Source organism: Streptomyces sp. PCS3-D2 (assembly GCF_000612545.2).
Lineage (GTDB): Bacteria > Actinomycetota > Actinomycetes > Streptomycetales > Streptomycetaceae > Streptomyces.
On record NZ_CP097800.1, the window covers coordinates 2124256 to 2146149 of the forward strand.

Below are 21894 nucleotides of genomic sequence, written 5' to 3' on the forward strand. Positions count from 1 at the left end.
CGGAAGTCGTCAGGTCCGGCCCGTGAGAGGGGAAGTGCGCGAGTGATGGCCACGGCGACGGAGCCGCAGACCGGCGCGCCCGCACCCGCACGAGGTGGGGTGGCACCGCACCCTCGGTCGAGCCCCGGCCGGTTCGGCCCGTTCCGACTGCAACAACTCGTACTGCTCCAGCTCGCGGCGGCCGCGCTGCTCGTGGCGTGGGTGGTCGACCCCCTGCTCCTGGTGCCGGCCGGTGTGCTGGCGCTGGCGCTGGTGGTCCTCGCGGTCGTACGCCGCCACCAGCGCTCCCTGCCGGAGTGGATCGGCGGTGTGCTCGCCCTGCGGGCCCGGCGCCGCCGGGCCGCGGCCTCCACCGTGCCCGCGGGCACCGAGCCGGGGCTGGCCCCACTGGTGGAAGCCGATCCGGCGCTGCGCACGCTGACCTTCAGCGATCGCGACCGGCGGCCCGTCGGCATGGTCGGCGACGGCACCTTCCTGACCGCGGTGGTCCAGGTGGACACCGACGCCACCGCGCTCCGGCCCGAGCGGGCGGCACGACCGCTGCCGCTCGGTGCCGTACGGGACGTCCTCGAAGTGGACGGCATCCGACTGGAGTCCGCCCAACTGGTGCAGCACACCCAGCCGGCACCGGCCCCTCACCTGCCGGCGCAGTCGATGGCCGCGCGCAACTACGCCCCACTGCAGGCCCGCACGGGCACCCCGGCGGTGCGGCTGACCTGGATCGCGCTCAAGCTCGACCCGGAGCTGTGCCCCGAGGCGGTCGCCGCCCGCGGCGGCGGACTGGCCGGCGCGCAGCGGTGTGTGGCGCGGGTGGCGGACCAGCTGGCGAGCCGGCTGGCCGGGGCCGGGTTCAAGGCCACCGTCCTGACCGAGCAGGAGCTGACGGCAGCTCTGGCCACGTCTTCGTGCGCGAACCCGATGGCGATCACCCAGGCCGGGCGCTCCGCCAGCACCGGGCGGCGCACCGAGGAGACCTCGCGGACCTGGCGCTGCGACGACCGCCGGCACACCACCTACTGGATCGGCCGCTGGCCCCAGTTGGGCGGCGCCGGGGCGGCGGCGCTACCGCAGTTCGTGGCACTGCTCACGTCCATGCCCGCGCTCGCCACGAACTTCAGCCTGACGATGGCCGCTGCGGAGCGGCAGGGCGTGACGCTGACCGGACACGTACGGGTGACAGGGCGCAGCGACGAGGAACTGGTCGCTGCACGAAGGGAGTTGGAGAGGACGGCGCGGGGCGTGAAGACCGGGCTGGTGCGGCTCGACCGCGAACAGGTGCCGGGGCTGCTGGCTTCGCTGCCGCTGGGAGGCGCGCGATGAGGGGCGGTTTCGGGCTGGTCGGCCCGCGGCGGGAGCGACAGGTGGTGCCCGCAGCGGACCTGGACGCGCTGGCCGTGCCCGTCGGGGACGACGGCGTCGTGATCGGCGTCGACGCCGAGGGACGGTCGGCGGTGCTCGGCATCAACCGGCCGACGCCGTACGAGGTGACCCTGATCGGCGGGCTGTGGACGGCGCAGGTGCTGGCGCTGCGCGCGGCGGCCACCGGTGCGCGCGTCGCCGTGGAGACCGGACGCGGACAGGTGTGGTCCGGGCTGGCCCGGGCCGCGGGCGGCGGGCAGCAGTGCGTGACCCTGCACGAGGTGGGCCGGATACCGCCGCAGGGCGCGTCCGCGGGCAGCCCGGTGCTGGTGATCCGCGACTGCGGGATGCGGCCGCCGCGCGGTCGCGTGGTGGCCGGCCCCTGGCAGTCGGTACTGACCCTGCTGCCGTACCTGAGCCCGACGGCGCCGAGGCTGCTCCAGCAGGCGTCACTCGTGGGCGTGCAGCGGGTGTCGCCGGACGAGGCGGAGCAGATCGGCCGCCTGATGCAACTGCCCGCGCAGGCCATTGCGTCCCTGCCGACCCTGGGTGACGGGGTGACCCTGTGGTGCACGCCACGGGACCGGCAGTTCGTGATGACCCAGGGGACCGAGGCGGAGACCGGCCTGTTGGGCGCGGCGCGCCGCATCGACTGACAGGGCGGGCCCCGGGCGACCGCCTGCCCTCCCCGCGGAGCGGGACGCGGCGGACAGGGGTGGCGCGCCCCGATTAGGCTGGACGCCGGCGTGGCGTGGGTGGACGCCGGAGCAGTGTTCGACAGACCAGGAGGACCAGTGAGCGGCGATCGGAACGAGAGGCGCGGCGGGACGTGGGACGTCCCGACGGACGATCAGTCCGACGCGGAGCCCGAGATGACGGGCGAGTTCACCATCGACTACACACCACCGGCCTGGTACACGCAGAGCACGGGGTCGGCCGCGCCCGCGCAGGTGCCGGGGCTCCCCGAGGGGAGCGGCTTCGAGCCGCACCGACCGTCGGACCTGGAGTCGCCCTCGACCATGCGGATCGCTCCGCCGGCGCCGCGGACACCGTCCGCCGGTACCGGTACGCCCCCGCCGTTCCCGCTCCCCGGCACGGCCGAGGCTCCGGCACCGGCCGCGGAGCCGCCGTACGCGGCTCCCGAGCCGATCACGGCCCCCGAGCTTCCGTACGCGACACCCGCACCGGCACCGGCACCGGCGCCCGTCGAGGCAGCGCCCGCGCCCCCCGCTCCGGCCCCGGACCCGTACGCCGCACCCGCACCCGCACCGGCGCCCGTCGAGGCAGCCCCCACCCCGCCCGCGCCCCCCGCTCCGACCCCGATCGCTCCGGCACCGGCCGCTCCGACCCCGGACCCGTACGCCGCCGCACCCGCACCAGCACCGGCCCCCGCCGAGGCAGCGCCCACGCCGCCCGCGCCCCCCGCTCCGGCCCCGATCGCTCCGGCACCGGTACAGGCCCCCGCGCCCGAGCCGTACACGGACCCGGCACCAGTTCCGGCCCCCGTGGAGGCGACTCCTCCGGCGCCCGAGCCCGCGGCGCCGTTCCCGGCGGCCGCGGCCGGGCCCGCCGTGGCAGACGCCGCTGCCTCGGTCCCCGAGGCCCCGACTCCCTTCCCTGCGTTCGCGGCCCCGGCCGAGGAGGCCGCCCCGGAGCCGGCCGATGCCGTGCCCGCGGCGTTCGCGGCCCCTGCTCCGCCGGCGCCTCCGGCCGAGGCCCCGCCGTACCCCGCGCCCACGCCCGCGCCCGCGCCCGCCGCGGAGCCGGCCATCGCCGCTGCCCCGGTCGAGGGGGAGAGCCCCTTCGGCGCTCCGCCCGGTGAACTGCCCCCGCTGCCGAACGCGTTCGCGCACCAGGGCGGCGCCTACGGCTTCCCGCCGCCAGCGCCCGCGCCGCAGCAGCCCCCGCAGCCCCAGCCCCAGCCCGATCCCCGTAACGCCGGTCAGTGGCCCGTCGGCGGCCCGGGCCAGCAGCCGCCGCAGCCCCAGCCGCACGACCCGCGGTACGCGGCCGGCCCCACCGGCGGCGGCGCGCCGCTCGGCTACACCGCCGCCGTCGAGCTGTCCTCGGACCGGCTGCTGCGCAACAAGCAGAAGCCCAGGAGCAACAACAACGGCGCGGGCGGCGGCCTGTTCCGCTTCGGTGGCAAGGCGGCCGAAGCGGAGCGCCGCCGCAAGCTGGAGCTGATCCGCACCCCGGTCATGTCCTGCTACCGCATCGCCGTCATCAGCCTCAAGGGCGGCGTCGGCAAGACCACGACCACCACCGCCCTCGGCGCCACCCTCGCCACCGAGCGCCAGGACAAGATCCTGGCCATCGACGCGAACCCCGACGCCGGCACGCTCGGCCGCCGTGTCCGGCGCGAGACCGGCGCGACGATCCGGGACCTGGTCCAGGCGATCCCGTACCTGAACTCGTACATGGACATTCGCCGCTTCACCTCGCAGGCGCCCTCCGGCCTGGAGATCATCGCCAACGACGTGGACCCGGCGGTCTCCACGACCTTCAACGACGAGGACTACCGCCGTGTCATCGAGACGCTGGGGCGGCAGTACCCGATCATCCTGACCGATTCGGGCACCGGTCTCCTCTACTCCGCCATGCGCGGCGTCCTGGACCTGGCCGACCAGCTGATCATCATCTCGACCCCGTCCGTGGACGGCGCCAGCAGTGCCAGCACCACCCTCGACTGGCTCTCCGCCCACGGGTACGCGGACCTCGTCTCCCGTTCCATCACCGTCATCTCCGGCGTCCGCGAGACCGCCAAGATGATCAAGACCGAGGACATCGTGCAGCACTTCGAGACCCGCTGCCGAGGTGTCGTCGTGGTGCCGTTCGACGAACACCTCGCGGCCGGCGCCGAGGTCGATCTCGACATGATGCGACCCAAGACCCGTGAGGCGTACTTCAACCTGTCCGCCCTGGTGGCCGAGGACTTCCTGCGGGCCCAGCAGCAGGCGCCGCAGAACCACTGGGGGGCGCCGCAGCAGCCCCAGCAGCCCCACCCCCAGCAGCCGCAGCACCACCAGCCGCAGCCGCCGCCCCAGCCGTACGGACAGCCCCAGGGCCAGCCCCCGTACCAGCAGCCGGCCCCGCAGCCGGGGCCCTACGGCCAGCCGTACCCGCAGCAGCCGCAGCCCGGCCAGCCCTGGCAGCAGCCGCCGCGCGACCCGCGCCTGGGCTGACGGCAGCGCCGTTCGGGCCGACCGCTACGGGCGAGGGCCCGTACCGCCCCGGGACAGGTGGCGGTACGGGCCCTCGCCCGTAGCGGCGTCAGCGCGTCAGCGCTTGATGTCGTACGCGTCGGTCAGCACCCGTGCCCGCTTGACGTCGTCGGCGATCGCCTCCAGCAGCCCGTCCAGCGACTCGAACTTCGCCATCCCCCGCACGTACGCGAGGAAGTCGACGGCCACGTGCTTTCCGTACAGGTCCAACCCGACCCGGTCGATCGCGTACGCCTCGACCGTCCGCTCGGTCGCGTCGAACTGCACGTTCGTCCCCACCGAGATCGCCGCGGGCATCCGCTCGCCGTCCGCCGTCAGCCAGCCCGCGTAGACCCCGTCCGCCGGGATCGCGGTGTGCGGCTGCGTCTCCACGTTCGCCGTCGGGTAGCCGAGTTCCCGCCCGCGCTGCGCTCCGCGCACCACCACGCCCTCGACCCGGTGCGGACGCCCCAGGACCTCGGCCGCACCGTCCATGTCGCCCTCGGCGACCAGCCGGCGCGCCAGCGTCGACGAGAAGGGCACGCCGCCGCCCGCCTCGCCGCGCTCCACGAGGTCGACGACCTCGACCCGGTAGTCGTACGTGGAACCCAGCTCGCGCAGGAAGTCGACGTTCCCTGCGGCCCGGTGGCCGAAGCGGAAGTTCGGGCCCTCGATCACGGCCAGGGCGTGCAGCTTGTCGACGAGCACCTTCACGATGAAGTCGGCCGGGGACAGCTGCGAGAACTCCGCGGTGAACGGCAGGATCAGCAGCGCGTCCACGCCCAGTCCGGCCATCAGCTCGGCGCGGCGGTCGTAGGGGGCCAGGATCGGCGGGTGGCTGCCGGGGCGGACGACCTCGCTCGGGTGCGGGTCGAAGGTGACGACGACGGACGGGACGCCGAGCTCGCGCGCAGCGGCCACGGCCCGTCCGATGATCAGCTGATGTCCCCGGTGCACGCCGTCGTAGGAGCCGATGGTGACGACGCTGCGTCCCCAGTCCTGGGGGATGTCCTCCAAGCCACGCCACCGCTGCACTGTGACCGCTCCTCGCCCGAACCCGGTTGGTCCTTGAACTGATTGCCGATTGCAGGTCTAAGACTGCCATGCCGGGGGCCGGTGCCACGCATCGGCATCCGGGCCGGACGGGCCCGGCGGGGCCGCCGGACCGTCCTCATGTCACATCCGCGGCGGCCCGGCCGAGCGTCTCCACCGCCCGCCGGGCACCGGGCCCCAGCAGGGCCGCCGCCTCCGTGGCCGCCTGGGCCAGCCAGCGGGCCACGAGCTCCCCGAAGGCCGGCTGGGCCAGGGCCAGCTCCACCGTGCGCCGCTCGAAGACGGCCGGACCGCCGGGAACCCCCAGCAGCTGCCGCCCGGTGCGCCGCAGCAGTTCCCGCGTGCGTTCCTCCGGGCGTACCGCGGCACCGGCCGCGACCGCACCGAGGAAGGCGTCCAGCACCCGCGGGTCCTTCTCCTCCCGCAGCAGTACGGCGGCCAGATCGCCGCGCAGCGCGTGCGAGTGCTCCCCGCCCGGCGCGCCCAGCACGACGGCGAGCTCCGCGCGCACCCCGGCCGGCGCGGTCCGCAGCAGGTCCAGCACGAGCGGGCGCAGCGCGGGGCCGGCTGCAGGCCCCTGCTCCAGCCGCCGGTTCACGAACGCCGCGGCGTGCGGCGCGTCCCCGGGGCTACGGGCCAGGTGCTCCCTCACGAGCTCGGCCGCGCGCCGGGCCAGCCCCGGCGTGTTCAGCTCGGCCAGGGACCGCAGCACCTCGCCGTCGGCGCGGTCCCGCAGGGCGGCGAGTACCGCGTCCTGGTCCGGCAGCACAGGCAGGGCCGCGACCAGCGCGGCGGCGGGCAGCCGGGAGCCGGGCTCGGGGTCGCGGAACGACGCGAGGGCGTCGGGCAGGTAGCGGGCCCGCACCTGCGGGTCGCGCAGCAGCACGGCGAGCGCACTGCCGTGCAGGGTGGCGTCACCGGGGCGGGCGAGTAGCGCCCGGGCCGCGCGGCGCAGCAGCTCCCGGTCGGCGGGGGTGCGGACGTGCGGGGCGGTGGCGAGGCCGTAGGCGGCTGCGGCGACCCTGCGCGAGGGCCGTTCGTCGTGTGCCCAGCGGTCCACCGCCCGGCACAGCGCGGAGGGCTCCTCCTCGGCGAGTACGGCGAGCAACTCGTCGGCGCGCGGGTGCGCGGCGGTGACGAGCGCTTCGGTGAGGTCGTCCGGGGCGAGGTGGCGGTGGGTGTGCAGCAGGGCCTGCGCGGCGGTGGCGACGGTGGCCCCCGGGCGTCCGCGCAGCCGGCGGCCGTCGGCGAACCAGGCGCAGAGCAGCGGCTGGGTCCGCCGGGGATCCCGGACCAGTCGGCGGGCCACGGCGTCGAGGTAGCGGTCGCCGGGGACCGCCTCGGCGGGGTCCGCGGGCAGCAGGCGGCGCAGCAGGTCGAGACGGACCGGCTCGGCCAGCCGGAGCCGGTTCCAGAACCAGCCGTCGTACTCGCCCGGGCCGGCCCGGGCCACGTGCTCGGCGAGGGCGTGCAGAACGGCGAGGTGGGGGTGCGCGTCGGGGAGGCGCAGCAAGGTCTCGCGCAGCAGCCGGTCGGCCCACCAGGCGCGGTCGGCGTCACCGTCGCGGGCGCCGTCGGCCGGGACGTCGGCCGGGACTGCCGTCCGGACGTCGGCCCGGACCCCGGCCGGGACGTCGGTGCAGCCGCCCAGGGCACGGACCAGCCGGGTGAGTTCCTCGCCCAGCCGGTCCGGGGGAAGGCGGAGCAGGGCTTCCAGGACGGGCCCGATACGGTGCCGGGGCACGGCCGGCCCGGGCCGGGCGGGGCCGTGGACGAGGGTACCGAGCGCTGTGGCGACGTCGAGGTGGCAGGCCTGGATCCAGTCGGACAGTTCCTCGTGGGCGAAGCGGTAGCCGGACCCGGCGGGCTCCAGCAGGCCCTCGGCGAGGACGGCGCAGGCCCAGCCGGTGCGCCACGGGAACAGTTCCTCGAAGGAGGCGCGGTCCAGTTGCCCCCGCCCGGGTCCCAGGCAGCGGCGGGCCGCTTCGTGCACACGGCCGGCGACGCGGGCGGCGAGCCTCCTGACACCGGGCCCGTGCACGCGGGCGCCCCCGGCGTCGGTGCCTGCGGCGGCGATGCGGACCGCGCTGCGCAGGCACAGCAGGTCCAGGTGGGCGGCGAACACCTCGTCGCGGCCGGGGCGGCCCGCGGTGACCTCGGCGGCGCGAATCCCGGCGAGTAGGTGCAGGGTGAGCGGATGCCGGGCGTCGGCCTCGCCGACGGCGTCGGCGGGGATGCCGAGGCGGGCCCGGGCGGTCTCCGCCTCGGCGGTGGTGAGGTCGCCGAGAAGGAGGGCGGGCGGCAGTCGGCGGGCCGCCCGGGCCGGGACGTGCAGCGACTCGGGCCGGTGGAGGGCGCCGGCCCGCTCCCAGTACTCGGGGCGGGCGGCGACGACCAGGCGGGCCCCGGTTCCGCTCAGCCACGCGTCGGTGGCCTCGGTCCACGGCCCGAGCCGGTGGGCGAGCCCGGGCGGCATCTCCTCGGGCGCGTCCAGCACGATGAGCAGGGTCCGACCGGCGCGGGCGACGACCCCGGCGAGCCGCACGGCGACTCCCTCGGGGTCCCCGTTCTCCCCTCCGGTGTCCGGACCCGCCGGACCCGCGCCGTCTCCCGCCGTGTCCGCGCGGCTGGAGTCCGGTTGCCACCGGTTGGCCGAGGTCCCGCCGGAGCCGGACACCGGCCGTCCGTGCCACCCGTCGGGCGGGGATCCCCGGGGGCCGGGCACCGGCCGGCCCCCGGACTCGCCCGGTGTGGACCCGACCGGGTCGGGCGCCGCCCGGCTGCGCCACTCGCCCGACCGGGACCGTTCGTACCGGGCCCCGGGGCCGTCGCCCTCCGGTGCGGCCGGGGCCCGGTCGACGGGACCCTCGGCGGCGACGTGCGACGCCGCCGTGAGGGCGCGTGCCGCCGCATCCGCCAGGGAGGTGTCGTCGGGGTGCAGGTCCGCCCCGCGCAGCCACAGCGTGGGTGCGGGTCGGGGGCCGCGCGCCCGGCGGGCGGCCAGCGCCGCCAGCTCCGTGGTGCGGCCCGTGCCGGGGTGCCCGACGAGGCCCAGCACCCGGCGGTCCCCCGTCGTGAAGGCCTCCAGTTCGGCGGCAATGGCGGGCCGCTCCACCAGCGGGTCGGGCAGGAGAGCGGAGCGCATGGTGGTCGCGGTCAGTTCCAGCGCCCCGGCGAGGTTCAGGTCGGCGCCGCGGCCCGGCACGACCGCCGCGTTGCGTTCCAGCAGCGCGGCCAACGGGCCCCGCGGGTCGGCGCCGGCCGCGGCCCGCAGCGCCACCGCGAAGCCTCCGCGGCGGTGCTCCGCGCGCAGAGCGGTGCCCAGTACCGCGAGCACCGCCCCGGTGACGGCGTCCAGGACCGGCGCCCCGCAGGCCTCCCCGCCCTGTGCGAGCGCGTCGCGGCCGTCGGTGCCGATCGCCAGCTCCACCGCCGCTCCGGGGGGCACCGCGTACACCCGCAGCCCGCCGGCCGCCGGGTAGGTGACCTGCGCGCCGCCCAGTACCCGCGCCTGCCGCCAGCCTTGCGCCGGCACCCGTACGTAGGTCCCCGGATCGATCGCCTCGCGCTGCGCCACCGGCAGCGGCCGCACCCCGAGTCCGTCCGTGCGGATGAGGGCCAGGGCGACGCCGGGCAGTTCGGTCACGTCGGCCGCGTCGGCCAGCCAGGTCCGCCCCGAGGCCCGCACCATGACCCGGGACAGGCCGTCGACGGCCTCGTGGCTGGTGACGACCGTCCCGCGGTCGTCCGCGACGAACCCGCTGCCCCGTTCGCGCCCCGCCGGATCGCAGATCGTGACGAGTTCCGCCATGGCCGCACCACTCCCCGCACCGCTCCCCCGCTGCACCCCGTGCTCACGACGGTAGGCAGGTCAAGATCGGCAGGAAAGCACGTGCGGCGAACGCGCCCCCTTACGCTCCCTCCATTCACTCCGAGCGCCTGCTCGGACGGGTGAATAGCGGTGTCAGGGTGGATAGAGACCTACCCGAGGGGGGTCGTGGAGCGGTGAGCGGCACGGCACGTGCGCTCACCGCTCCACGTCAACGGATCAGACGAAGACCGCGAGGGACTTCGCCTTCCCGTTCTTGCTCTCGACGAGCCCGAGGAGCTGCCCCTGCGGTCCGAAGACCGCGACGGTACGGCCGTCCCCGTACTCCTCCGGCATGTCGATCCGCACGCCGTTGGCGAGCAGCGACGCCCGCCGGGTGTCCAGGTCCCAGCGCGGGAAGGCCGCCGCGGCCGCCTCCCCGATCGGCATGACGGTCAGCTCCTCCTGGAGCTGGTCCAGGGTCCGGGCGCGGTCGAGCTTGTACGGGCCCACCCGCGTGCGGCGCAGCGCGGTCAGGTGTCCGCCGACGCCGAGGTCGGCGCCGAGGTCGCGGGCGAGGGCCCGGATGTACGTCCCGCTGGAGCAGACCACGGAGACGACGAGGTCGACGACCTTGGTGCCGTCCTCGGCCTCCGCCTCCCGCATGTCGTACACCTGGAACGACGAGATGGTCACCGGCCTGGCCGGGATCTCGAAGTCCTCGCCGTCGCGGGCGCGCTTGTAGGAGCGTACGCCCTTGATCTTGATGGCGCTGACCTTGGACGGGACCTGCATGATCTCGCCCGAGAGCTTGGCGACGCCCGCGTCCACGGCGTCCCGGGTGACCCCGGTGGCGTCCGTGGAGGTGGTGATCTCGCCCTCGGCGTCGTCCGTCAGGGTGTTCTGTCCCAGGCGGATGGTGCCGACGTACTCCTTCTCCGTGAGCGCGAGGTGGCCGAGGAGCTTGGTGGCCTTCTCCACTCCGAGGACCAGGACGCCGGTCGCCATCGGGTCGAGGGTGCCGGCGTGGCCGACGCGGCGGGTCTTGGCGATCCCGCGCATCTTGGCGACCACGTCGTGCGAGGTGAAGCCTGCGGGCTTGTCGACGATGACGAGTCCGCCCCCGGCCTCGGGCCGGGAGGGACCGCCAGGCGTCTTCCCTGCATTGGTGCTCATTCCGCGGCTGCGTCCTCGTCGTCCTCGCCGGGCTTCTTGTACGGGTCGGCGTCGCCGGCGTACTGGGCGCCGGAGGACACCTCCCGCACCTGGGCGTCGGAGGCGCGCGCCTTGTCGAGGAGGTCCTCGATGGTGCGGGCGTTCTCCGGGAGGGCGTCCGCCACGAAGGTCAGGGTGGGCGTGAACTTGGTCCCCGCCGCCCGGCCCACCGCGGAGCGCAGAACGCCCTTGGCGCTCTCCAGGCCCGCCGCCGCACTGGCGCGGTCCTCGTCGTCGCCGTAGACCGTGTAGAAGACCGTGGCCTCCCGCAGGTCGCCGGTGACCCTGGTGTCCGTGATGGTCACGTGCGTACCGAGGCGGGGGTCCTTGACACCGCGCTGCAGCTTCTCCGCCACCACCTCCCGGATGAGGTCCGCCAGCTTCTTCGCCCGCGCATTGTCGGCCACTGGTCCGTCTCCTTCTTTTCTTGCAGACAAGCAATCAGTCTTCATCACCGTGGAGGCGCCGTCGCACGGACAGCAGCTCCACTTCGGGACGTGCCGCGACCAGCCGCTCGCAGCGGTCCAGTACGTCCGAGAGGAACCCCGCGTCCCCACTCACCAGCGCGACCCCTATGCGGGTCCTGCGGTGCAGATCCTGGTCGCCCACCTCTGCCGCGCTCACGGAGAACTTCCGCTGGAGCTCGGCGACGATGGGCCGGACGACGGAGCGTTTCTCCTTCAGCGAGTGGACGTCGCCGAGGAGCAGGTCGAAGGACAGAGTCCCCACGTACATGCAGTTCCGGATGTCCCGCCGGTGCGGGTTCGATGGCCTGCCGGGCCGTCGCCCGGCAGGATCACCCGGCGCTCGTGCGGCCGGGTCACCAGAACCGTACACGCAACGGCCGGGGCCGATCGACGGATATTCCGCCGACCGGCCCCGGTGTTACGCGTTACGACACGGTGCGAACCGCCTCGCGCTTACGCGCGGGGCTTCTCGCGCATCTCGTACGTCGCGATGACGTCGTCGACCTTGATGTCGTTGAAGGAGCCGAGGTTGATACCGCCCTCGAAGCCTTCGCGGATCTCGGTGACGTCGTCCTTGAAGCGGCGCAGACCGGAGATGGTGAGGTTCTCCGCGATGACCTTGCCATCGCGCAGCAGGCGCGCCTTGGTGTTGCGCTTGACCTCGCCGGACCGGATGAGGACACCGGCGATGTTGCCCAGCTTGGACGAGCGGAAGATCTCGCGGACCTCCGCCGTACCGAGCTCGACCTCTTCGTACTCCGGCTTGAGGAGACCCTTCAGGGCCGCCTCGATCTCCTCGATGGCCTGGTAGATCACCGAGTAGTAGCGGACGTCGACGCCCTCGCGGTCCGCCATCTGCGCGGCGCGGCCGGCAGCACGGACGTTGTAGCCGATGACGATGGCGTCGGAGCCCATCGCCAGGGCGATGTCGGACTCGGTGACCGCACCCACACCGCGGTGCAGGACCCGGATGTCGACCTCTTCACCGACGTCGAGCTGGAGCAGCGAGGACTCGAGGGCCTCGACCGCACCGGACGCGTCGCCCTTGATGATGAGGTTGAGTTCCTGGACCAGACCGGCCTTGAGCACGGAGTCGAGGTCCTCCAGGGACACACGGCGCACGCGCTTGGCGAAGTTGGCGTTGCGCTCGCGCGCAGCACGCTTCTCGGCGATCTGGCGGGCCGTGCGGTCCTCGTCGACGACGAGGAAGTTGTCGCCGGCGCCGGGGACGTTGGTGAGACCCAGGACCAGGACGGGGGTCGAGGGACCCGCTTCCTCGACGTTGTTGCCCTTGTCGTCGAGCATGGCGCGCACACGGCCGTAGGCGTCGCCCACGACCATCGTGTCGCCGACGCGGAGGGTACCGCGCTGGACGAGGACGGTGGCGACGGCACCGCGGCCGCGGTCGAGGTGGGACTCGATCGCAATACCCTGAGCGTCCTGCTCCGGGTTGGCGCGCAGGTCGAGCGAGGCGTCGGCGGTGAGGACGACGGCCTCCAGCAGGGAGTCGATGTGCAGACCCTGCTTGGCGGAGATGTCGACGAACATCGTGTCGCCGCCGTACTCCTCGGCGACCAGACCGAACTCGGTGAGCTGACCGCGGACCTTGGTCGGGTCGGCACCCTCGACGTCGATCTTGTTGACCGCGACCACGATCGGGACGCCGGCGGCCTTGGCGTGGTTGAGCGCCTCGATCGTCTGCGGCATGACGCCGTCGTTGGCCGCGACCACGAGGATCGCGATGTCGGTCGACTTGGCACCACGGGCACGCATGGCGGTGAACGCCTCGTGACCCGGGGTGTCGATGAAGGTGATCTTGCGGTCTTCGTCGTTGACCTGGGTGGTGACCTGGTACGCACCGATGTGCTGCGTAATGCCGCCGGCCTCGCCCGCGACGACGTTCGTCTTGCGGATGGCGTCGAGCAGTCGGGTCTTACCGTGGTCGACGTGACCCATGACGGTCACGACCGGCGGACGCGGCAGCAGGTACTCCTCGCCGCCCTCGTCCTCGCCGAACTCGATGTCGAAGGTCTCCAGGAGCTCGCGGTCCTCCTCCTCCGGGCTGACGATCTGAACCTCGTAGTTCATCTCGCCCGCGAGGAGCTGGAGGGTCTCGTCGGAGACGGACTGCGTGGCAGTGACCATCTCGCCGAGGTTCATCATGACCGCGACCAGCGACGCCGGGTTGGCGTTGATCTTCTCCGCGAAGTCGGTCAGGGACGCACCGCGCGACAGGCGAACGGTCTCGCCGTTGCCGCGGGGCAGCATCACGCCGCCCACGGACGGGGCCTGCATGGCCTCGTACTCCTGGCGCCTCTGACGCTTCGACTTGCGGCCGCGACGGGCCGGACCACCGGGACGGCCGAAGGCACCCTGCGTGCCGCCACGGGCACCGGGACCGCCGGGACGACCGCCGAAGCCGGGACGACCGCCGCCGCCGGCGCCGGCCGGGCCGCCGCCGAAGCCGCCGCCCGGACGGGGACCGCCGAAGCCGCCGCCCGCGGGACGCGAGCCGGGACCGGCCGGACGGCCGGCGAAGCCGCCGCCGGGACGACCGGCGCCGCCGGGACGGGGGCCGCCCGCACCGGGACCACGGCCACCGGGACCGCCGCCGGGACGGGGACCGGGACCACCGGCAGCGGGACGCTGCGGCATCATGCCCGGGTTCGGACGGTTGCCGCCGGGGGCCGGACGCGGAGCGCCGCCCTGCGGGCGGGGCATGCCGCCCGGGGTCGGACGGGCGCCGCCGGGACCCTGCGGACGCGGAGCGCCGCCGGGGCCGCCCTGCGGACGGGGAGCACCCTGGCCGCCGGCGCCGGGGGCACCGGGACGCGGGCCGCCGGCCGGACGGGGCGCCTGCGGGCGCGCCATACCGGTGGAGCCACCAGAGGTGAACGGGTTGTTGCCCGGACGGGGACCGGCCGGACGGGCGCCCTGCGGACGCGGGGCCTGGCCGCCGGGGGTCGCGCCGGGGCGCGGGGCACCGGGGGTGGCACCGGACGGGCGCGGGGCACCGGGACGGGCACCGCCCTGACCCGGGGCCGCCGGACGCTGCTGCGCCGGACGGGGACCGGGGGCCGCGGCGGGACGCGCCGGGGCGGCCGGAGCCGCCGGAGGCGCGGAGAACTCGGTCGCCACGGGCGCCGCCGGAGCGGGCTTCGGGGCGGCCGAAGCCTTCGGGCCGGGACGCGGGCCGGGGGAGGCGGGCGTCACGGGGGCTGCGGCCGGGGCCTCGGCAGCGGCCGGCTTGGGGGCCGGTGCGCCGGGCTTCGGGGCAGCGGGACGTGCCGCAGCGGCCGGGGACGGCGCTGCGGGCTTGGCGGGCGCGGCCTTGCGGGGCGCGCCGGGCTTCGCAGCGGACTTGCCGGCGTTGCCGCCGGGCCCCTGCAGTGCGTCAGTCAACTTGCGTACAACCGGCGCCTCGATCGTCGAGGACGCCGAACGGACGAATTCACCGAGTTCTTGGAGCTTGGCCATGACGACCTTGCTCTCCACCCCGAACTCCTTGGCGAGTTCGTATACCCGGACCTTAGCCACTTCGCTCCTTTTAGGTCCGGGTTACGCCGGACCGTCGCTACTTCATGGGCGTACTCATCGCGTACTCATCGAGTGCTCATCGCAATCTCGACCTACTTCCAACTCGCGAGGTACCTGACCGCACGGGGTATCCGTGCCGTACTACTTCTCTACGCTGTGGTCCCGGCTTTCCCGGCCACGGCATTGCGCAGGTTCGCCGTGTCGAGCGCTCCGGCGGACCGGAGGGCCCGGGGGAACGCGCGTCGGCGGACCGCCTGGTCGAGACAGACCACGGCAGGGTGCACGTACGCACCCCGGCCGGGCAGCGTACCGCGAGGATCGGGGACGCATTCGTCCTCGATCGCCACGATCCGCAGCAGATCGCTCTTGGCCGCTCGCTCCCGACACCCCACACAGGTGCGTTCGGGGCATGCGCGGGCTTGCGTCCGGCCAGACACGCCTAAGTCTACCTCCCCGCACCGACCTCTCCCCCGACAAGTATCGGAGGAGAGACCGAACGGACGTTGTGTTGTCCTGATCCGCTGCCCGGGCAGCGGCCGTGTGAACCCTGTCTACCGTCGGGACAGCCCCGGCCGGTAACGGTTTATTCCCCGCCCCGGTCCCGCTCCGCGTCCGGGGACGCCTCGGTGTCGGGACGGATGTCGATGCGCCAGCCGGTGAGCCGCGCTGCGAGGCGGGCGTTCTGGCCCTCCTTGCCGATGGCCAGGGACAGCTGGTAATCGGGCACGGTCACCCGGGCGGAGCGGGAGTCCCAGTCGACGACCTCGACCTTGCTCACCCGGGCGGGTGACAGCGCGTTGGCGACCATCTCCGCCGGGTCGTCCGACCAGTCGACGATGTCGATCTTCTCGCCGTGCAGTTCGGCCATCACGTTGCGCACGCGGCTGCCCATCGGGCCGATGCAGGCACCCTTGGGATTCAGGCCCGAACGGGTGGACCGGACGGCGATCTTGGTGCGGTGACCGGCCTCACGGGCGATCGCCGAGATCTCGACGCTGCCGTCGGCGATCTCCGGGACCTCCAGCGAGAACAGCTTCTTCACCAGGTTCGGGTGGGTGCGCGAGAGGGTCACGGACGGACCGCGGACACCCTTCGCCACGCGCACGACGTACGCCTTCAGGCGCAGACCGTGCGGGTACTCCTCACCGGGGACCTGCTCCTGCACCGGCAGGATGGCCTCCAGCTTGCCGATGTCGACGAGGACGTTCTTGGGGTCCTTGCCCTGCTGCACGACGCCGGTGATGACGTCGCCCTCACGGCCGGCGAACTCGCCGAAGGTCAGGTCGTCCTCGGCGTCGCGCAGACGCTGGAGGATCACCTGCTTCGCGGTCGTCGCGGCGATGCGGCCGAAGTCCGACGGCGTGTCGTCGAACTCCTTGGGTTCCTGCCCCTCTTCGAGGTCCCTCGGGTCTTCCGTCGCCCACACGACCACGTGACCGTTGGTGCGGTCCAGCACGACGCGGGCGCGGCGGAAGCTCCCCTCGGTGCGGTGGTACGCGATGAGGAGGGCCGACTCGATCGCCTCGACGAGCAGGTCGAAGGAGATCTCCTTCTCCCGGACCAGACCCCGCAGGGCACTCATGTCGATGTCCACGGCTACGCCTCCTCTTCCTTCTTGTCCTTGCGGTTGAACTCGATCTCGACACGCGCCCTGGCGATGTCGGTGAAAGCAATGCGGCGGGCGGTCGCCTTGCGGCCCTTCACGCCCGGTACTTCGAGGTCCATGCCCTCGTCGTCGACGTCGAGGATCCGGGCGACCAGTTCGCCGGCGCCCTTGCCGTCCTCGGCGGACAGCTGGAACTTCACGAGGCGGCCGATGGCCCGTACGTAGTGGCGGTGCTCGGTCAGCGGACGGTCCGCGCCCGGGGAGCTCACCTCGAGGACGTACTCGTCCTCGCCCATCACGTCGGATGCGTCGAGACTGTCGGAGACCTCACGGCTCAGCTCGGCACACGCGTCCAGCTCCACGCCCTCGTCGGAGTCCACGATGATCCGCAGCATCCGGCGCCTGCCCGCGCGCGACAGCTCGATCTCTTCGAGGTCCAGGCCCTTGGCGGCGACGAGCGGCTCCAGCAGTCCGCGCAGCCTGTCGCTCTGGGTGGTGCTCATCCGGGTGACTCCTCGGCCGCGTGTGCTGTTGTGGTTTCCGTCGTGTGTCAGGTCAAAGGGTATCCGGTGTCGGAGGGTGTTGCCGTCCGCCCTGTGCGGAGGGCCCCGGGTACCGTGATCACACCCTGCCCCGCCCCACACCACGAGGACGTCGCCGTGCCCTGGACTCCGCATTCCAGACCTTCGCGCAGGAGCCTGCTCGCCGGTGCCGCCGGCGCGGCGGGTGTCGCGCTGCTGACCGGGTGCACCGACGGCCGCCCGGCGGTCGCCGAGCCCGCCGTTTCACTCGAACGGCGGATGCGGGAGGCGGCCGTTCGTGACAGCGCCCGGTTGCTGGAACGTTACGACGCCACCGCCGCCGTCCATCCGGACCTGACCGCGCGGCTCGCTCCGCTGCGCGCCGCCGTCGCCGCGCACGCCTCCGCCCTCTCCCCCGCTGGGGCGGGATCGCCGTCCCCCTCTGCGTCGCCGTCCGGCGGTACGGGGGCCGCCGCGCCCGCGGCAGGGGGCGGGCCGGTGCCCGCGAAGCCCGCCGAGGCCCTGACCGCGCTCGCCGACGCCGAGCGGAGCCTGTCCGAGACACGGACCATCGACCTGGCCGGGGCGCCCGGCGAGCTGGCCCGGCTGCTGGCCTCGGTGGCCGCCTGCGGCGCCGTGCACGTCCACCTGCTGACCTCGGACCCCGGAGCCACGGCGTGAAGCACGGACCCTCCCCCACCGGACCCGCCCCCGTCGGACCCGCCCTGGAGGCCGCCCAGGCGGCCCTCGCCGCCGAGCACGCGGCCGCGTACGGCTACGGGGTGATCGGCGCGCGGACCGCCGGCGCCCGGGCCACGGAGGCCCGGGAGGCGTACGGCGACCACCTCGCGCGGCGTGACGCGCTGGCCCGGACCGTGCGCGAGCTGGGCGGTGCGCCCCGACCCTCGGAGGCCGCGTACGCCCTACCGTTCGAGGTGCGCGATCCCTCCGACGCCGAGCGGCTGGCCGCGGTGATCGAGGACCGGGTGGCCGGCGCGTACTCCGATCTGGTGCGGGCTGCGGAAGGCCCGCTGCGCCGCGAGGCGGCCGACGCGTTGAGCGGCGCGGCGGTCCGCGCGGCACGCTGGCGCGGTGTCGGCGTAGCCTTCCCTGGGCTCGCGGAACGCGCAGAGCGAGCCCTCACCAGCTGAAAGGGACCCCGCACGCATGGCTTTCGAACCGCCGCAGCGGCTTGTACGGGCGCTCGGCGAGACGCCGGAGACGGCGCAGGACGCGGACTGGCTGGGGCGGCTGCCCGGGCTCACCGAGGCCGCGCTCTCCCGGCGGGGGGTACGGGCCCAGCGGGTGCAGGCCCCGGGCGGCCGCAGCAGTCTGGTCGTCCTCGTCGCCTACCCGGACGGGACCCCGGCCGCCCTGAAGCTGGCGCCCCCGCACGCCCGGCCCGACCGGGAGCTGGCCGCGCTGGCGCACTGGGGCGGTTTCGGCGCCGTACGCGTCCTCGACACCCGCCACCACCAGGACGACGGGGCCCTGCTGCTGGAGCGGCTGCACGCGGAGGTGTCGCTGCGGTCCCTGCCGGAGGCGAAGGCCCAGCTGGAGGCGACCGGCACACTGCGCCGGCTGTGGGTGGCGCCGCCCGCCGGGCACGGCTGGGAGTCGGTGGCCGAACGCACCGCGCGGCAGTCGCAGGCCCTGCGGGAGGCCCCGGCGGAGGCCCGCGCACTCGCCGACGCCGCCCTGGCCCTGCGGGAGGAGCTGGTGGCGGCCCCGCCGGAGGAACTGCTGCTGCACGGGAACTTCCGGCAGGGCAAGGTCCTGGCGGGCGAGCGGGCGCCGTGGCTGGCGGTGGGCCCCGACCCGCTGGTCGGCGAGCGGGCGTACGACCTGGCGCGGCTGGTCAGGGACCGGCTGGAGGACCAGGTCGCCTCCTCCGCCGGAGCGGCGGGAGCCCGGCGCCGGGTGAACAAGCTGGCGGACGCGCTGGACGTGGACCGGGACCGGCTGCGGGGCTGGACGCTCTTCCGGGCCGTGGAATCGGGCCACCGTGCCCTGGCCGCCGGACGGCGCCGGGACGCGGAACTGCTGCTGGAGTTCGCCGCCTGGTTGTAGCCGGAGACCTCTTTGGGCATACCGTAAAGAGAGCGATATGTCCGGCAGGGGGCCGTCATGGTCGAGGAACTGCTGACAGCGGTGGTCGCCGCAGGCGTGGGCGCCGCCGTCTACCTGGGTGCGGCGGCCCGCGTGGTGAAGCAGTACGAGCGGGGCCTGGTGTTCCGCTTCGGTCGGCTGCGGGAGCAGGTACGACCTCCCGGCTTCACGGTGATCGTTCCCGTGATCGACCGGCTCCGCAAGGTGAACATGCAGATCGTGACGCTGCCGGTGCCCGCACAGGAGGGCATCACCCGGGACAACGTCACCGTGCGGGTGGACGCGGTCGTGTACTTCAAGGTCGTGGACCCGGCGAGCGCGGTCGTGGCGTTGGAGGACTACCGCTTCGCCGTGTCCCAGATGGCCCAGACCTCACTGCGGTCGATCATCGGAAAGTCCGACCTGGACGACCTGCTCTCCAACCGGGAGATGCTCAACCAGGGCCTGGAGCTGATGATCGACAGCCCGGCGGTGGGCTGGGGGGTGCAGATCGACCGGGTCGAGATCAAGGACGTGTCGCTGCCGGAGACGATGAAGCGGTCGATGGCGCGGCAGGCGGAGGCCGACCGTGAGCGCCGGGCCCGCGTGATCAACGCGGACGCCGAACTGCAGGCCTCGCACAAGCTCGCCGAGGCAGCGGAGGTGATGTCGGAGCAGCCGGCGGCGCTCCAACTGCGCCTGCTGCACACGGTCGTCGCGGTCGCCGCCGAGAAGAACTCCACGCTGGTCCTGCCGTTCCCGGTGGAGCTGCTGCGCTTCCTGGAGCGCGCCGCCCCACCTGCCGCGGCGGCTCCGGCGCGGGCGGAACCGGCCTCGGCCGGCCCGGCTTCCGAAGGCCCCGGGCCGGCCGAGGTCGACACTCCGGGGGCCGAGGACCCGCCGGCCGTCGACCCGGCGGCGGAGAGTCCGGCCCTCGGACCGGCGCGACCCGCACGACCGGCACGACCGGCACGACCGGCACGACCGGACGAGCCGCCGCGGCAAGAGGCGTCCGTCCGTCGGGGCGGCCCGCGCGAGGACGCCGCCTGAGGCCCTCCGGCCCTCGCGAGGAACGGGGAAGGGGAGGAAGGCGTTCGCCCCGCGTGCCCCGGCAGGCGCCCGGAGAGGGCGCTGCCGCGGTGCGGGGGCGGTGGGGCCGGGCGTCCCGGCCTCCGTGCAGCCTCCCCTGCGCCGTCGGCCCGGCCGCGGTCCGGCCGCGGTCCGGCCGCGGTCCGACGCCGCCCGACCGGGCGTCAGGCCCGTTTGTGCGCCCGCGTGTTCGCCGGAGCGGACGGCTGGTGCCCGGCGCCGGGGTCAGGCCGTTGCCGCCAGCCGGGCGAGGGCATCCGCCAGGGGGAGCTCTTCCCGGGTGCCCGACGCACGGTCCTGGAGCTCGACGACCCCGTCACCGGATCGGCGGCCCGCCACCAGGATCCAGGGCACGCCGATCAGCTCCGCGTCGGTGAGCTTCACGCCCGGGGAGAGGCCCGGACGGTCGTCCAGCAGGACCCGCAGGCCCGATCCCGCCAGGGCCGTCGCCGCCTGCTCGGCCAGCGCGAGCTGCACCGCCTTGCCCGCCGCCACCACGTGGACGTCGGCCGGGGCGACCGCCGCCGGCCAGCACAGTCCGCGCTCGTCCGCGGTTTGTTCGGCCAGGGCCGCCACCGCTCGGGAGACGCCGATGCCGTAGGAGCCCATCGTGACCCGCACCGGCTTGCCCTCGCGGCCCAGCACGTCCAGCCCGAAGGCGTCCGCGTACTTGCGGCCGAGCTGGAAGATGTGGCCGATCTCGATGGCACGGTCCAGGCGGAGGCCGGCTCCGCAGGAGGGGCAGGGGTCGCCCGGCTCCACGACCGCCACGTCCAGGTACTGGTCCACCTCGAAGTCACGTCCGCAGACCACGTTGCGGGCGTGGGTGTCGGGCTTGTTGGCGCCCGTCACCCAGGCCGTGCCCGGCGCGACCCGCGGGTCGGCCAGATAGCGGACCTTCTCCAGGCCCTGCGGGCCCACGTACCCGCGCACGAGGTCGGGCCGGTCCGCGAAGTCCTCTGCCGTGACGAGCTCCACGACCGCGGGGGCCAGGTGTTCGCCCAGCTTGCCGAGGTCCACCTCCCGGTCCCCGGGCACGCCCACGGCCACGATCTCGCCGTCGACCTTCACCAGGAGGTTCTTCAGGGTCGCCGAGGCGGGGACCCTCAGGTGCGCGGCGAGGGTCTCGATCGTCGGGGTGTCGGGGGTGTCCACCTCCTCCGGCGCCGGGTGCTCCCCGGAGGCGGGGGTCAGCGCGAAGGTCACGGCCTCCGTGTTGGCCGCGTAGGCGCAGGAGGGGCAGTCCACGAAGGTGTCCTCGCCCGCCTCGGCCGGGGCCAGGAACTCCTCGGACGCGGAGCCGCCCATCGCCCCCGACACCGCCGACACGATCCGGTGGTCCAGGCCCAGCCGCTCGAAGATGCGGACGTAGGCCTCGCGGTGGAGCCGGTAGGACTCCTCCAGCGCCTCGTCGGACACGTCGAAGGAGTAGGAGTCCTTCATCTGGAACTCACGGCCGCGCAGCACGCCCGACCGGGGCCGCGCCTCGTCGCGGTACTTGGTCTGGATCTGGTACAGCATGACCGGCAGGTCCTTGTAGGAGGTGCACTGGTCCTTCACCACCAGGGTGAAGATCTCCTCGTGGGTGGGGCCGAGCAGGTAGTCCGCACCCTTGCGGTCCCTGAGCCGGAACAGCAGGTCGCCGTACTCCGACCAGCGGCCGCTCACCTCGTACGGTTCCCGGGGCAGCAGGGCCGGCAGCAGCACCTCCTGGGCGCCGATGGCGTCCATCTCCTCGCGGACGATGCGGCTGACGTTGTCCAGGACCCGCTTGCCGAGCGGGAGCCACGTCCACACCCCGGCCGAGCTGCGCCGGACGTATCCGGCGCGGACCAGGAGCCGGTGGCTGAGGGTCTCGGCGTCGGCCGGGTCCTCTCGGAGGGTCTTGGCCATGAGGCGGGACATGCGCTGTACGTGATGTGTGGACATCCCCGGAGCGTACCGGGGT

At 74.4% G+C, this 21894-nt stretch carries 17 protein-coding genes; 7 read left to right on the forward strand and 10 right to left on the reverse strand.

Features of this window, described 5'->3' with window-relative positions; translation table 11 throughout:
• Nucleotides 1-45: 45 nt before the first annotated feature.
• From eccE to AW27_RS08545, 3 genes are all read left to right on the forward strand, one after another.
• Complete coding sequence (gene eccE, locus AW27_RS08535) at nt 46-1320, forward strand: type VII secretion protein EccE (RefSeq protein ID WP_052031274.1); 1275 nt, start codon at nt 46-48, stop codon at nt 1318-1320.
• Nucleotides 1317-2015, forward strand: coding sequence for a hypothetical protein (locus tag AW27_RS08540; RefSeq protein WP_037928538.1), 699 nt, complete (start codon nt 1317-1319; stop codon nt 2013-2015). Before eccE ends, AW27_RS08540 begins: the two co-directional genes overlap by 4 nt.
• A 138-nt stretch (nt 2016-2153) precedes the next feature.
• Nucleotides 2154-4544, forward strand: coding sequence for an SCO5717 family growth-regulating ATPase (locus AW27_RS08545; RefSeq protein WP_304949848.1), 2391 nt, complete (start codon nt 2154-2156; stop codon nt 4542-4544).
• Nucleotides 4545-4640: 96 nt separating this feature from the next.
• Here AW27_RS08545 and AW27_RS08550 read toward each other — a convergent pair whose 3' ends face one another.
• From AW27_RS08550 to rimP, 9 genes are all read right to left on the reverse strand, one after another.
• The gene (locus tag AW27_RS08550) at nt 4641-5597 is read right to left on the reverse strand and encodes a bifunctional riboflavin kinase/FAD synthetase (RefSeq protein ID WP_078557022.1); all 957 of its coding nucleotides are present in this window, start codon (nt 5595-5597) and stop codon (nt 4641-4643) included.
• Between the two features lie 136 nt (nt 5598-5733).
• On the reverse strand, nt 5734-9426 hold the full coding sequence (locus tag AW27_RS08555; RefSeq protein WP_037928524.1) for a trypsin-like peptidase domain-containing protein: 3693 nt from the start codon (nt 9424-9426) through the stop codon (nt 5734-5736).
• Between the two features lie 237 nt (nt 9427-9663).
• Nucleotides 9664-10599, reverse strand: a complete 936-nt coding sequence (truB, locus tag AW27_RS08560; protein WP_037928521.1) for a tRNA pseudouridine(55) synthase TruB — start codon at nt 10597-10599, stop codon at nt 9664-9666.
• Nucleotides 10596-11045 (reverse strand): 30S ribosome-binding factor RbfA, encoded by a 450-nt coding sequence (gene rbfA / locus AW27_RS08565; protein ID WP_037928518.1) that lies wholly within the window; start codon nt 11043-11045, stop codon nt 10596-10598. Before rbfA ends, truB begins: the two co-directional genes overlap by 4 nt.
• A gap of 34 nt (nt 11046-11079) precedes the next feature.
• Complete coding sequence (locus AW27_RS08570) at nt 11080-11373, reverse strand: DUF503 domain-containing protein (protein WP_037928515.1); 294 nt, start codon at nt 11371-11373, stop codon at nt 11080-11082.
• Between the two features lie 185 nt (nt 11374-11558).
• Nucleotides 11559-14642: a translation initiation factor IF-2 gene (gene infB / locus AW27_RS08575; protein ID WP_304949849.1), complete on the reverse strand. Its 3084-nt coding sequence runs from the start codon at nt 14640-14642 to the stop codon at nt 11559-11561.
• A gap of 149 nt (nt 14643-14791) precedes the next feature.
• Nucleotides 14792-15079: a YlxR family protein gene (locus tag AW27_RS08580; RefSeq protein WP_030844383.1), complete on the reverse strand. Its 288-nt coding sequence runs from the start codon at nt 15077-15079 to the stop codon at nt 14792-14794.
• A 146-nt stretch (nt 15080-15225) separates the two neighbouring features.
• Nucleotides 15226-16236: a transcription termination factor NusA gene (gene nusA / locus AW27_RS08585; protein WP_037928509.1), complete on the reverse strand. Its 1011-nt coding sequence runs from the start codon at nt 16234-16236 to the stop codon at nt 15226-15228.
• A gap of 2 nt (nt 16237-16238) precedes the next feature.
• The gene (rimP, locus tag AW27_RS08590) at nt 16239-16751 is read right to left on the reverse strand and encodes a ribosome maturation factor RimP (protein WP_037928507.1); all 513 of its coding nucleotides are present in this window, start codon (nt 16749-16751) and stop codon (nt 16239-16241) included.
• 156 nt (nt 16752-16907) lie between these two features.
• Here rimP and AW27_RS08595 point away from each other — a divergent pair, with 156 nt between their 5' ends.
• The 4 genes from AW27_RS08595 to AW27_RS08610 are packed head-to-tail and all read left to right on the forward strand — an operon-like array spanning nt 16908 to nt 19907.
• On the forward strand, nt 16908-17450 hold the full coding sequence (locus AW27_RS08595) for a hypothetical protein (protein WP_037928504.1): 543 nt from the start codon (nt 16908-16910) through the stop codon (nt 17448-17450).
• Nucleotides 17447-17920: a ferritin-like domain-containing protein gene (locus tag AW27_RS08600; protein ID WP_052031273.1), complete on the forward strand. Its 474-nt coding sequence runs from the start codon at nt 17447-17449 to the stop codon at nt 17918-17920. Before AW27_RS08595 ends, AW27_RS08600 begins: the two co-directional genes overlap by 4 nt.
• 16 nt (nt 17921-17936) lie before the next feature.
• A complete protein-coding gene (locus tag AW27_RS08605) occupies nt 17937-18839 on the forward strand; it encodes an aminoglycoside phosphotransferase family protein (RefSeq protein ID WP_037928501.1) in 903 nt (300 codons plus the stop codon).
• Between the two features lie 57 nt (nt 18840-18896).
• On the forward strand, nt 18897-19907 hold the full coding sequence (locus AW27_RS08610; protein WP_078557020.1) for a slipin family protein: 1011 nt from the start codon (nt 18897-18899) through the stop codon (nt 19905-19907).
• Nucleotides 19908-20171: 264 nt separating this feature from the next.
• Here the strand turns inward: AW27_RS08610 and AW27_RS08615 are convergent, their stop codons facing one another.
• The gene (locus AW27_RS08615; RefSeq protein WP_037928499.1) at nt 20172-21875 is read right to left on the reverse strand and encodes a proline--tRNA ligase; all 1704 of its coding nucleotides are present in this window, start codon (nt 21873-21875) and stop codon (nt 20172-20174) included.
• Between the last annotated feature and the right edge of the window lie 19 nt (nt 21876-21894).

Coding starts and splice junctions, on each gene's coding strand:
- eccE (WP_052031274.1), top strand. CDS start 46: ATGGCCACGGCGACGGAGCCGCAGACCGGCGCGCCCGCACCCGCACGA.
- AW27_RS08540 (WP_037928538.1), top strand. CDS start 1,317: ATGAGGGGCGGTTTCGGGCTGGTCGGCCCGCGGCGGGAGCGACAGGTG.
- AW27_RS08555 (WP_037928524.1), bottom strand. CDS start 9,426: ATGGCGGAACTCGTCACGATCTGCGATCCGGCGGGGCGCGAACGGGGC.
- truB (WP_037928521.1), bottom strand. CDS start 10,599: ATGAGCACCAATGCAGGGAAGACGCCTGGCGGTCCCTCCCGGCCCGAG.
- AW27_RS08570 (WP_037928515.1), bottom strand. CDS start 11,373: ATGTACGTGGGGACTCTGTCCTTCGACCTGCTCCTCGGCGACGTCCAC.
- rimP (WP_037928507.1), bottom strand. CDS start 16,751: ATGAGCACCACCCAGAGCGACAGGCTGCGCGGACTGCTGGAGCCGCTC.
- AW27_RS08605 (WP_037928501.1), top strand. CDS start 17,937: ATGGCTTTCGAACCGCCGCAGCGGCTTGTACGGGCGCTCGGCGAGACG.
- AW27_RS08610 (WP_078557020.1), top strand. CDS start 18,897: ATGGTCGAGGAACTGCTGACAGCGGTGGTCGCCGCAGGCGTGGGCGCC.
- AW27_RS08615 (WP_037928499.1), bottom strand. CDS start 21,875: ATGTCCACACATCACGTACAGCGCATGTCCCGCCTCATGGCCAAGACC.